This window comes from Streptomyces sp. NPDC001194 (assembly GCF_042896985.1).
GTDB lineage: Bacteria > Actinomycetota > Actinomycetes > Streptomycetales > Streptomycetaceae > Streptomyces.
This window is the reverse complement of record NZ_JBIAXU010000023.1, coordinates 96463-107822: the sequence shown is the minus strand read 5'-3', so window position 1 is coordinate 107822 and position 11360 is coordinate 96463. Positions and strand designations below refer to the sequence as shown.

Genomic DNA, 11360 nt, shown 5'->3' with positions numbered 1-11360 from the left:
TACGGCCGATGCTGTGCTGAAGGTGCTGCGCCCGCGGGGGCGAGCGTCCGCACCGCAGAAAACAGGGGGTCTTCAGCGATGGCTTCTCTGCACTACGAAATCCTCACCGACCCGGCTCCGCTCCAGGTACCGGGGGCCGGGGAGGAGTCCCCGGGGGCGGTCCACATCGTCGTCTCCAATCCGACCATGGACGAGGTGATCTGGTACTCGATCGAGGTACGGGTCCCCGCCGGCCCGGCGGACGGTGATCTGACGCTCCATCCCAAGGCGATCAACGCGCGGGTCGAACACAACACCGCGACGAAGCAGGGGGAGGAGCCGGCCGTCGTCTGGGACGGCGACACGGGCGTCCTCACCGTGACCCCCAGGCCCAACACCCTGTTCCGGAAAGCCGGCTCCCTGGCCCTGGTACTGGACGGCTTCCCGGTCTCCGGGGTGCCGGGACTGGTGCTGCTGCAGGTGACGGAGCGGGCGGCGAACGGCGCCCGGGTGCAGAGCAACCCCGTGACGCTGAGCCTGCTGAAGCAGGTGTCCCGGGTGCCGCGCAACTTCCGGCCCAAGGATTCCCTGGTGGCCGCTGGCAAGGACGTGGTCCTCCGGTGGGACGGGCCCGACACCCTCACGTACCGGATCCAGGGTCCTGACGGCGCCGCGGAGACCGTCACGTCGAGGAACGGGGCATCGGGCTGGGAATGGTCGCCGAAGGCGGGCCAGGAGCCCAAGCGGGACGCCACCTACACCCTCATGGCCACCTCCCCGGGCTCACAACAGCCGGGGTCCTTCCTCACCACCACCGTCCACCTGCGCAGCCCCGAATTCGAGAGCGTGACGGCGACGGGCGGGGTGCACGCCCCGTGGGTCGAGGGGACGGCGGACAGGGGCCGGATCGCCTTCACCGCGCGGGGCGCGCAGGTCCAGGACGACGCCCAGGCCCCGGGCACCGTCTCGGCCGCCACGGCCGAGGCCGAGACGGTGAGCACGGTGCGGGTGGGGGGCCGCGACACCGGTGCCGGGTGGATCCGGTTCCCGTCCGACGGGATCAGGGTCGGCCGCGGACCGGGAGACGACCTGGGCACGGTCACGGCCGACAAGATCGGCGTGAACGGCATCAACACCCCGTGGGTGGGGGACCGCGACGCCGGCAAGGGGTGGATCGAGTTCCCGCAGTCCGGGGCGAACGTGCGCAAGGACGGAACGCAGGAGTGGGGAACCGTCGCCGCGGACAAGGCGGACCTGAACGGCATCAACACCAAGTGGGTGCAGGGCCGTACGGCCGCCGACGGGTGGATCGAGTTCCCGGCCGCCGGGCTGAACGTGTTCCAGGGTGCCGGAGACCGCCAGTGGGGGACCGTCGCGGCCGACAAGGCGGATCTGAACGACCTGACCACGCGCCGGGCCCAGGTCAGGGAACGCCTCACCCTCCAGGGAGGGCTGACCGTGGACAACGTGCTGGAGACGCAGGACGGGCCACCGCGGCTGATCGTCCGCGGGCGCCTCGACGCCGAGGGCGACGTGAACGCCGACGCCGGCCTCGCCGTCCGGGGGGAGTCGCAGTTCGAGGGAAGGGTGAACGCGAACGGACACCTGTCGGTCCGCAACGCGGGTGCCTGGGTCCTGCACACCAACGACGGCAAGGTATCCCTCAACTCCGAACTGCGAGTCCAGGGGGACTCGCTGTTCATCGGGAAGGTGAATGCCAACGGGCACCTGTCCGTCCGCAACAAGGACGTCGGATGGATCATGCACACCCGGGACGACCTGGTCGCGATCAACGGTGACCTGCGCGTCCACGGGGCGTTTCGCTCCGACAGCTGACGGATTTCCCCCCTCGTGACGGGAGGCCGGCGCGCGGGCGGGTTCGCCGAGGCCATCGGCGGCCTGCCCGCAGGGGACGCTCCTGTATGACATTTGTACGGTCCAAGACGGGATGCGCGGCCCTGTCGGAGGGGCTGTGGCTCTCCGTAGGCTCCACACCATGTCGAACTCACACAAAATCGAACGTGACGACTCCTGGGAAGGCGTCGTGGTCAACCTGTCCAGGGGCATGCTCGACGGCTCGAACATGTACCACTTCGCCGAGATCCGCCTCGTGAACGGCGAAACGATCAAGGTCCGGATCGGCCGCGGCCTCTGGAAGTCGATCGCGGTCGGCGACCGGATCGTCAAGCGCCCGGGAGCCGATCCCCTCAAGGGGTAGCCGCCTTCACCGCGCCGCGCCACTCGCGCTGCCGGGACCGCGTGCCGATTTCTTAGCATCAGGGGCCAACTATTCGCCCGCCCGCCATCAGGGCGACTAGAAAGGATCGCACCGATCCGAACCCTGTGATGGGAAGAATTCCGAAGGCGGTGTATGCGTATGCGTGAACACGGCGAAGTCGAACCGATCGCGGTCAGATTACTTCGGGGAAGGCGGATTTCCGGCGGCCTCCCGTGATACGCCCGAGCATGCTGAAGCCCGTGTCGTTTTCCCCGGCGGACGCGTCGGCCGACGAGTACCAGTCCTTGACGGCCACCATCCGGTCGAGGGCGGAGGACGCTCGGGGATTCTTCGGCGGAGCCTCGCGACAGCCGGGGGAAATGGCCTACCTGCCTCTGCACGTTCAGCTCCGGGGCCTGTCCATCGACCTCTACATCGAGCTCCGTCTGCAGAACGGAGGCATGCGCATCGTCGGATTCCGCAACACCCTCGAGAACGGTCAGGCCCCAAGGGAGGCGTGTGTCCGGCACGTGCGGGATTCCGTCGCGCCACCCGGAATCCGCAGAACCGAAGTCCTGCCGTTCGGCGGAGGCCGCTCCGACCTGGAGACGGCCGCCGCCGTGCGGCGACTGGGGATCTCGCTGGGGCGCCGGCAACTGGGCAACGCGGTTACCTGGCTGCACCGGAACCGCGATCCGAAGTGCACGGCGCACGGAATTCTCGTGTTGTCGGAAATGGTCTGCGAGGCCGCCCGCTACCCCGCTCTGGCCGATGCGATGTCGCGCATATGGATGACCGGCGGACGGCTGTCTGACGCGGCGCCTGCCTGAAATCCCCCACCCGGGTGCGGTCCCGGCCGCAGGGACAGGCCCCGGAGACCCTCAAGAGGGTTTCCTGATCACGGCCCGCCGGGCCGCGGTTCGTTCGGCGGAGGCGGTGGGCGGCGACGGTGGGGGTGGCCGGTCACATGGGGTACGAGAGCAGACGTACCGCTCCGGCCGGCCAGTGCCCACCGTCGTGCAGCGGCGTCCACATGGTGCGCAGCGGCATGATCACGGGACCTTCGTGTTGTTCCACGCTGACGTCCCGCTCCAGCACCCGCCAGCCCAGTCGCCGGTACAGGGGGACGAGGGGCGGGCGGCAGAAGAGGAGACCGTGCCGGGGGCCCATCGTCCGGGCGTGGCCGAGGGCCGCGGCCATGACGAGGCGGGCGAGTCCCCGTCCGCGTACGTCCGCCGCGACGGCCACCCCTCCGACCCCCACCACCTTGAACCCGGCGCCGCCGACCGACACCGGGATCCGAAGCAGGCCCGTGTGCGCCACGAGCCGGCCTTCCAGTCTGACGCCGAAGTGCTCGTCCTTGGGCAGCCACGTCAAGCCGGTGTCGGCGACACCGAACGGATCGGCGCCCTCGCCGAGGATTTCCGCCTGTTCGGTCTTCGTGTACCGCGTGAGGCGCACCGCTGTCGGTCCCGCCGATGAGAGATGATCCATCCCGACATGGTCCCGTTCCGGGAAACCCCACGGCCCACCGGGGTGCTCCCCGCCCCGGATCGCCGAACTCCGGTCGGCCCGGCCCCCCTTGCCTTCCAAGGAGCACCGGGCCACACGCACGTGGCGGCCGCCTGCGGCTACTTCGGCATCAGGACGGTGTCGATGATGTACACGTTGGCGTTGGCGGTCTTCACGTTGCCGCACACCACACCGGCGGTGCCGTTGACCTTGTAGGCCTCGCCGGAGCCCTTGGTGGTGACCATGCCCTTCTGCAGGGTCTCGAAGGAGCCGTTCCCCAGCTGCTCGGGCGTCAGCTTCTGGCCGACGACGTGGTAGGTGAGGATCTTGGTGAGGGTGGCCTTGTCGGCGAGGACCTTGTCGAGATCGGCCTTCGGGATCTTCGCGAACGCGTCATTGGTCGGGGCGAACACCGTGATGTCCTTGGCGTTGTTGAGGGTGTCCACGAGGCCCGCCTTCTTGACCGCGGCGACCAGCGTGGACAGGGCGGGGTTGTTGGACGCGGCGGTGGCGACCGGGTCCTTGGCCATGCCGTCGAAGGAGCCCGCGCCCTCCTTCGGCACGCCGGCACAGGCGGGCCCGAAGGGCTGGTCCATGGCCGTCGCGTCGGCGGGGGCGCTCTCGCCGGCCCCGGCGGCGGCCGGGTCGCCGGCCGCCGCCGGGGCGGCCTTGGTGTCGCCGGACGAGTCGGAGCAGGCGGCCAGCGCGAAGGGCAGCAGAACGGCTGCGGCGACGGCGATCCCGGTACGGCGGATCTGCATGCTATTCATGATCGTTTTCTCCTCGGAGAGATGGTTCGCATCGATGGGTGGTTCATGCCGGACCCGCCCCGGGGGCGCTCGGTCCGGTGGTCTCAGGGGACGGTGACGAAGACGCTGTGCCGGCCGCTTGCACCGTCGGGGATCGTCCGCGTGCGCTCCTCGGTCTGCACCGCTGCGGTGCCGTCGGTGGCGCGGACGGTGAGCGTGTGCCCGCCGGCGGCGGCCTGCCAGCGGTAGGACCACTGGCGCCAGGTGTCGGGGGTGTGCTGCGCGGCGAGGTCCGCGTCCTGCCAGGGCCCGTCGTCGATACGGACCTCGACGCGGGCGACGCCGCGGTGCTGTGCCCAGGCCACGCCGGCGATCACGACGGTGCCGGCGGCGGGGCGGGCGAAGGGCTTCGGGGTGTCGATCCGGGACTGCGTCTTGATCGGCGCCCGGCGGGCCCACTTCCGCTTCACCCAGTAGGGGTCGTAGGCGTCGAAGGTCGTCAGCTCGATCTCGGTGATCCACTTGCAGGCGGACACGTAGCCGTACAGGCCCGGTACGAGCATCCGGACGGGGTAGCCGTGCGCGAACGGCAGCGGCTCGCCGTTCATGCCGACCGCGAGCATCGCGTCGCGCCCGTCCAGCACGTCCTCGACGGGGGTGCCGAGGGTCATGCCGTCCACGGAGCGGGCCACCAACTGATCGGCCCCGCCGCCCTTCGAGGGGGGCCTGACACCGCATTCGGCGAGCAGGCCGGCCAGGGGGACGCCGAGCCAGCGGGCGGTGCCCACGTACGGCCCGCCCACCTCGTTGGACACGCACGTCAGGGTGATGTCGCGCTCGATCAGCGGCCGGGCCAGGAGCTGGTCGAGGGTGTAGCTGCGGGGCCGGGTGACGCCCTTCCCCCGGATCCGCAGCCGCCAGGCGCCGGCATCGACCTCGGGTACGACCAGGGCGGTGTCGACCCGGTAGAAGTCCCGGTTGGGCGTCGTGAAATCGCTGATCTCCGGAACCTTCAGCCGGGCCCCGGCCGGGACCGCGGGCGCCGGTGAGGCGGGAGCGGGCAGCACGAGGCCGTCGCGGGAGGCCGCGGCGCCCCGGCCGCGCCGCCCGGACAGCACGCGGCCGGCCACCCCGGCCCCGGTGGCGGCCGCGGCGGTCACGGCCGCCGCGACGAGGAACCCCCGTCGGCTCCAGCCGCTCCCGGTGCCCGTGTCACCTGAAGTGGAGCCGACGGGGGCGGCTTTGCCGGCCAGGCCGTACAGGACGGCCGCGGCCGCGAGGGCGCCCAGGACGGAGGGGAGGGCGTCACCGGCGCCCCCGGAATCGGGCCGGCTCAGGGCCGCGACCGCGCCGACGACCCCGAACACCAGGACCCCGGCCGCCCCCGTACGCCGGTACCGCAGCGATACGACGCCCAGGACGACCGCGAACAGTGCCAGCACGAGCAGGATGCCGACCTGGAGGACGACCTTGTCGTCCTCGCCGAACGTGCGGATCGCGAAGTCCTTCACCGCCGCCGGGGTCCGGTCGATGACCGCACCGCCGACCACCGTCACCGGACCGGCGGCCGGCCGCACGAGACCGGCGGCCAGCTCGGCGACGGCGAGTGCGCCGAACCCGGCCAGAAGGCCGGCCAGCGCCCCACGGGCGGTGCGGAGGAAGGTGGTGCGGAAGCTGCTCACACCGGGTATTCGCCTCCACCCGACCGGTGGATTGGTCTGTCACTCGAACGAGTGACAGCCGCCTTTTCGCGGCCGCCGGGGCCCCGGCACGTCTGCGACGGTGACGCCCCCCGCCATCCCATCCGGTCGCGCTCGCGCTACGAAGTACGGGTGAGAGGCACTCCGCACGGCTCTGCTGCCGGACCGCCCCGAGGCGGCGGCCCGGCAGCGCCCGACTCACGAAGGACTCCCATGCCATGGACACCCCGCCCCCGGGAGGCCGGCCCCGGCCGCCCCTTCACCCGGCTGCCGCGGCCGGAGCCCGCCCTGTGAACCAGCCGCCCCCGATGAACCGGCCCCTCCCGGCCGGATCCTCCGGCCACGCCCGCCCCGCGGACCTCGCCGAGCTCATGCAGCAGGTCGCGCGCGGCGACAAGCAGGCCTTCTCGGCCCTGTACGACGCTCTCGCACCCATGGTCTTCGGGATCGTGGTGAGGGTCGTGCGCGACCCTGCCCAGTCGGAAGAGGTGGCCCAAGAGGTCATGATCGACCTGTGGCGGCAGGCCGCCCGCTACCGCCCCGAGGCGGGCAGCGTGAACACCTGGGCGTCGACCATCGCCCACCGCAGGGCGGTCGACCGCGTCCGCTCGGCACAGGCCACCGCCGACCGCGAGCAGGCCCAGGCGGCCCGAGAGCACCAAACGGCGTTCGACGAGGTCGCCGAAGAGGTCGAGACCCGGCTGGCGAGCGAACAGGTACGCCGCTGTCTGCGCGGCCTGACCGAACTCCAGCGCCAGGCCGTGACCCTGGCCTACTACGGGGGTCTGACCTACCGTGAAGTCGCCCAGACGCTTCGCACACCGCTTCCGACCATCAAGACACGCATGCGCGACGGGCTCATCCGGCTTCGCGACTGCATGGGGGTGACCACGTGAACCAGCACGCATCAGACGCCCACGGCCTGGCCGCGCCCTACGCGCTGGACGCCCTGGATCCCGGCGAGCGCGCCCAGTACGCCGCCCACCTGGCCGCGTGCGAAGCCTGCCGGCACGACGTGGCCGACTTCCAGGCCACCGCCGCGCGTCTGGCGGCCTCGGTGTCCCTGGCCGCGCCCGCCCCGATGAGGGAGCGCACGCTGGCGGCCGTCGATCACGTACGACAGCTCCCGCCCCTGGTCCCCGCAGCCGCCCCCGTCCCGCTGCGCGGGGTGCTGCGCCGCAAGGCACTGCCGATGGCCCTGGCCGCGAGCCTGGCCGCGGCGGCCACGTTCGCCGGCCTGGCGGCCTGGCAGCACCAGGAGAAGCAGCAGCTGGAGCAGCGGGCCCGGCAGAGCGAGCAGCGTCTGGACGCCGTCAGCGGAGTCCTGGCCGCGCCGGACGCCCGTACGGTCCACGGCCGGGCCGGCAACGGTGCCCTGACCTCGGTCGTTGCCTCCGACCTGCAGAACAGGGCCGTCTTCACCGCCTCCGGCCTGCCCGCACCGCCCGCGGGCAAGACCTACCAGCTCTGGCTCGACCGCGACGGGACCATGCGCCCGGCCGGGTTCATCCGCCAGGACGGCACCGTCCTGCTCGACGGGGACACCGCCGACGCGGCCGCCGTCGGCCTGACCCTCGAACCCGCCGGCGGTTCCCCGCAGCCCACCACCGCCCCCCTGCTCCTGATGGCCCTCCCCACCTGAGGCCACGGCCCCGACCCGCCCCACGGTCGGGGCCGCCCCTTCGGGTCCGCCGGACGCGCCCGGGTGTCCGCACGGTCCCGCCTGCCCCGCGACGCGGACGCGCCCTGGCACCTCGCGTCCGACGGGCCCCGTGGTGTGGCGGTCCGGACGGGGTCGTAACCTGCGGTCATGAGTACCTCGCCGTCTCCCACCCCGTCCGAGGCCTTCGAGCTGCTGCTGGCCGGCAACCGCCGTTTCACCGCGGGCTCGTCCGAGCACCCGAACCAGGACGCCGCACGCCGCACCGAGACGGCGCCGGCTCAGCGCCCTTTCGCCGTGCTCTTCGGCTGCTCCGATTCACGGCTGGCCGCCGAGATCATCTTCGACCGCGGTCTGGGTGACCTGTTCGTCGTCCGCACCGCGGGCCACGTGGCCGGTCCGGAGGTCCTGGGCAGCATCGAGTACGCGGTGAGCGTGCTCGACTGCCCGCTCGTCATCGTGCTGGGACACGACACGTGCGGCGCGGTCGCCGCGGCGCGCGCCGCCCTCACCGACGGCGTCAGCGCCACCGGATACGTACGCGACGTCATCGAACGCGTCACCCCCAGCGTGCTGGCCGCCCGCGCCGCGGGACTCACCGACGAGGACGACATCATCGCCGAGCACATACGGCACACCGTCGACCTCCTCCTGGACCGCTCCCGCGTCATCGCGGACCAGGTCACGGCGGGGCGCACCGCCGTCGTGGGCCTGTCCTACCGACTGGCCGACGGCAGCGCCCAGGTCGTCACCACCCGCGGCCTTCCGGCCGAAGCGGCGGCCTGACCGGCCGGTCCCGTACCGCCACCGCCCCCGCGTCCGTCACCGCGCCGGGCAGTCAGGTCGGCAGCGCTCCCACCCCCGCCGGGGCGCGGGCGGCCGGGCCGGGCGGCCACGGTGGCCAGGTCAGTCCCGGCCGCCGCCGCGGGCGTCCAGGGCGGTGATCACCGCACCGCTGTGCAGCGTCGCCGTCAGGGCGGCCGGGGGAGCGGAGGCCGGGGGCGCCGGGACGGTGAGCGTACGGCCGGTCGTACGGGTGTGCAGTGATCCCGTGGCGGTGATCTCCGCGACCTCCCGGCTGCCCGCGGCCAATTGGTAGCCGTGGCCGGACGGGGCCCGCCAGAGTGTCGCGGCGAGGAGGTGCTGCCCGAACCGCCCACAGGCTGCGGTGGACTCGGCATGCGCCACGGCCAGTGAGGCCCCTGCCGGCGGCCGCAGCCGGATCCGTACGTCGCCGCGGCCGTCCCAGTGGGTGGCGCGGGCGCAGGACCAGACGGCCCGCCCGGTGCTCTCCGGGAGTTCCGTCACGGCGAAGTCCCACAGGTTGACCGCCCGGACCGCGCGCCCGTCCACCTCGCCCAGGGTGCAGGCCTCCTGGGCCCAGCGGGTCAGGGCGGCGGGCCCCGTCGCCTCGCGGGGCTGGCGGGCCGGCGGCGCGTCGGCGCCGTCGGCGGGCGGGGTGTAGGTGAGGTGGACGGGGAGCAGCCCACCGAGGTCGGCGAGGAGGAAGGCGTGCTTCTCCACGATCCTCGGGGAGGAGACGAGCTCGAGGACCGGACGCGGTCCGCAGCCCTCGCCCCCTGCCCCGGGTGCGGCGGCACCGCCCGCGCGCTCGTCCGCCGACCCGCGCGGGAGTTCGGTGGTGACCGTCCCGTCGGGGCCGATCGGCAGGGGCCGGGCGGTGCCGGCGGGGGCGGTGAGGTCCCGGACCCCGGCGGTGGCGATCCACGGCGCGAGGAGCCGGCGGGCCGTTCCCGTGTCCCGGGTGAGGGTGACGGACGCCGCCGTGGTGACGTTGGCGTCGTCGGTCCGGGCGATGTCGAGGCTCCGGCGGCCGCCCCGTTCGGTGTAGCGGACGATCCGGTCGGCGTCGAGGAGCACGACGACGAGGGTCCCCGGCGCCGGATCCCCCGCGAACAGCAGCTGCGGCGGGTGCCCCGGCGGCTCCGCCGAGACCCCGGGCGCGACGGAGACGGCCGTGTCCGGCGTCGGCGCCGCCCAGGTGCCCAGGGCCCGGGTGAGGAGGGCCCGGTCCCCGGTGCGCGGACCGCGGGCCGGCCAGGCGGTGAAGTCCACGCGGCCGGTGTCGGACCAGGCCCCCGCGGGCACCCGGACCAGACGTGCGGGATCGAGGGCCGCGCGGGCGGCGGGTGCTCCGGCGTACGGAGCGGGGAGCCCGGGGTCCGGCCCGGCCGCGGTCGCCCGGGTGAGCCCGGCGGCCAGCAGCAGGACGGCGGCCAGGCCCCAGGCGGCCCGCACCCGGGTGCGGCGCAGCAGCAGATCGGTGGGGCGGGTGTGCACGGCCGCCGGGTGCAAGATCGTTTCGCTCCCGGGCCGCGGCTCCGCACCGCCCGACAGGCCGGCGCCGGTCGACGGCCCCGCACCGGCCGCCAGCCCGGCACCGCCGTCGGCGCGGGGCCCCGTACCGTCGCCGGGTCCCCCCGCCGGACCGGGGTCCGCCACCGTGGCGGATCCCGCCGCCTCCGCGGCTCCGGGCGCCGCGCCGGCGGCCCCCGGTCCGGCGGCGGCCGCGCGGGCCGCCCGTACCTCGCCCGCCGGATCACCGGCACCGGCCTGCTCCAGCAGCTGCGCCGCGGCGTCCTCGCCCAGTGCGTCGAACCGGCACAGTACGTACGCGGCGCGCGCGAACGGGGTCAGCCCCGCGAGCCCCCGGGCCGCCTCGTCGAGCCCCTCGGCGCTGGGCCACATCCGCAGCCCCCAGACCCACGGCGGCAAAGGCCCGCGCAGCCGTCCGGCCGCGTGCCGCACCACCTCGGCCCGTACGGCTGCGAGCGGGTCCCCGCCCTGCCGTGCCCGGCGTCCCGCGGCGCGCAGGGAGTGCTGCACGGCGCGGTGGGCGCGCAGCAGCCGTGTGTGCCGGTCGAGGTCCGGCGGCAGCACCAGGTAGGCCAGACGCAGCAGTTGGGGGTAGCGCTCGACGATGACCGCCTCGGCCTGGCGCAGCCCGGTTCCGGATCCCTCACGTTGTCCCACGATGCGGACAACGAAAGGATCATGGGATGGTCACATGCGGCCCCAGCGGCCGGGGCGCGGTCGCTGCGCGGCGCCGGCCCGCGGCTTAAGGGGGGATCAGCTGGGCCTTAAGCCCGGCTGTGGTCACCCGGCCTCCGCGCCGGGCAGCGGATGGCATCGGCGCGGCACGTCTCTCGATGACGACGCGCGCCAGGTCGTTCACCTGCACCTTTGCCTGCGCTCGGAGCGCCGCTGAACCACCGCGGCAGGCCACGCGGGGTCCGAAACCTCCTTGCGGATGGATTTGTAAGACGGCGACAAGGATTGGAATCGCGCGTGATGGAGGCCGTAAGCAGGACGGGGGGAGGCCAGCATCCATCCGATCGAGGAGTGTCAATGTCCCGAAAGCGGACCATGAGTCTCAAGAAGAAGCTCGTGCTTACCGGCGTCACGGGAGCCCTGGTGACCGGAGCGGTCGTCACGACGATGGCCACGGGCAACGCGGCCGCCCCCGACGTCGTGTGCCAGGGGTCGACGGTGACGTTGTCGGGGGAGGGTGGTGCGCCGGC

Annotated in this window: 10 protein-coding genes; 6 read left to right on the top strand and 4 right to left on the bottom strand. The window is 73.4% G+C overall.

Annotated features, from left to right (window positions below):
• Positions 1-78: 78 nt before the first annotated feature.
• The 3 genes from ACFY1T_RS32015 (at position 79) to ACFY1T_RS32005 (ending at position 3027) form a co-directional block, all read left to right on the top strand.
• Positions 79-1815, top strand: coding sequence for a hypothetical protein (locus ACFY1T_RS32015; protein WP_390791289.1), 1737 nt, complete (start codon positions 79-81; stop codon positions 1813-1815).
• Positions 1816-1975: 160 nt separating this feature from the next.
• The gene (locus ACFY1T_RS32010; RefSeq protein WP_390791288.1) at positions 1976-2197 is read left to right on the top strand and encodes a hypothetical protein; all 222 of its coding nucleotides are present in this window, start codon (positions 1976-1978) and stop codon (positions 2195-2197) included.
• 248 nt (positions 2198-2445) lie between these two features.
• Entirely contained in the window at positions 2446-3027 is a 582-nt protein-coding gene (locus ACFY1T_RS32005; protein WP_390791287.1) for a ribosome-inactivating family protein, read from the top strand.
• Positions 3028-3160: 133 nt separating this feature from the next.
• Here ACFY1T_RS32005 and ACFY1T_RS32000 read toward each other — a convergent pair whose 3' ends face one another.
• The 3 genes from ACFY1T_RS32000 to ACFY1T_RS31990 form a co-directional block, all read right to left on the bottom strand.
• Positions 3161-3691, bottom strand: a complete 531-nt coding sequence (locus tag ACFY1T_RS32000) for a GNAT family N-acetyltransferase (protein WP_390791286.1) — start codon at positions 3689-3691, stop codon at positions 3161-3163.
• A gap of 137 nt (positions 3692-3828) precedes the next feature.
• On the bottom strand, positions 3829-4479 hold the full coding sequence (locus ACFY1T_RS31995) for a fasciclin domain-containing protein (protein ID WP_390791285.1): 651 nt from the start codon (positions 4477-4479) through the stop codon (positions 3829-3831).
• 83 nt (positions 4480-4562) lie between these two features.
• On the bottom strand, positions 4563-6149 hold the full coding sequence (locus tag ACFY1T_RS31990) for a molybdopterin-dependent oxidoreductase (RefSeq protein ID WP_390791308.1): 1587 nt from the start codon (positions 6147-6149) through the stop codon (positions 4563-4565).
• 317 nt (positions 6150-6466) lie between these two features.
• Here ACFY1T_RS31990 and sigK point away from each other — a divergent pair, with 317 nt between their 5' ends.
• The 3 genes from sigK (at position 6467) to ACFY1T_RS31975 (ending at position 8604) form a co-directional block, all read left to right on the top strand.
• Positions 6467-7054 (top strand): ECF RNA polymerase sigma factor SigK, encoded by a 588-nt coding sequence (gene sigK / locus ACFY1T_RS31985; RefSeq protein ID WP_390791307.1) that lies wholly within the window; start codon positions 6467-6469, stop codon positions 7052-7054.
• The gene (locus ACFY1T_RS31980) at positions 7051-7800 is read left to right on the top strand and encodes an anti-sigma factor domain-containing protein (protein WP_390791284.1); all 750 of its coding nucleotides are present in this window, start codon (positions 7051-7053) and stop codon (positions 7798-7800) included. The genes sigK and ACFY1T_RS31980 overlap by 4 nt, the downstream gene beginning before the upstream one ends.
• 168 nt (positions 7801-7968) lie before the next feature.
• Positions 7969-8604 carry a carbonic anhydrase gene (locus ACFY1T_RS31975; RefSeq protein ID WP_390791283.1) on the top strand — a complete coding sequence of 212 codons (636 nt, stop codon included), beginning with the start codon at positions 7969-7971 and terminating at the stop codon, positions 8602-8604.
• Between the two features lie 120 nt (positions 8605-8724).
• Here the strand turns inward: ACFY1T_RS31975 and ACFY1T_RS31970 are convergent, their stop codons facing one another.
• A complete protein-coding gene (locus tag ACFY1T_RS31970; protein ID WP_390791282.1) occupies positions 8725-10812 on the bottom strand; it encodes a hypothetical protein in 2088 nt (695 codons plus the stop codon).
• Positions 10813-11360: the final 548 nt, after the last annotated feature.

What these genes read in the sequence shown, in the direction of transcription:
- ACFY1T_RS32015 (WP_390791289.1), top strand. Translation starts at nt 79, where the DNA reads ATGGCTTCTCTGCACTACGAAATCCTCACCGACCCGGCTCCGCTCCAG.
- ACFY1T_RS32010 (WP_390791288.1), top strand. Translation starts at nt 1,976, where the DNA reads ATGTCGAACTCACACAAAATCGAACGTGACGACTCCTGGGAAGGCGTC.
- ACFY1T_RS32005 (WP_390791287.1), top strand. Translation starts at nt 2,446, where the DNA reads ATGCTGAAGCCCGTGTCGTTTTCCCCGGCGGACGCGTCGGCCGACGAG.
- ACFY1T_RS32000 (WP_390791286.1), bottom strand. Translation starts at nt 3,691, where the DNA reads ATGGATCATCTCTCATCGGCGGGACCGACAGCGGTGCGCCTCACGCGG.
- ACFY1T_RS31995 (WP_390791285.1), bottom strand. Translation starts at nt 4,479, where the DNA reads ATGAATAGCATGCAGATCCGCCGTACCGGGATCGCCGTCGCCGCAGCC.
- sigK (WP_390791307.1), top strand. Translation starts at nt 6,467, where the DNA reads ATGAACCGGCCCCTCCCGGCCGGATCCTCCGGCCACGCCCGCCCCGCG.
- ACFY1T_RS31975 (WP_390791283.1), top strand. Translation starts at nt 7,969, where the DNA reads ATGAGTACCTCGCCGTCTCCCACCCCGTCCGAGGCCTTCGAGCTGCTG.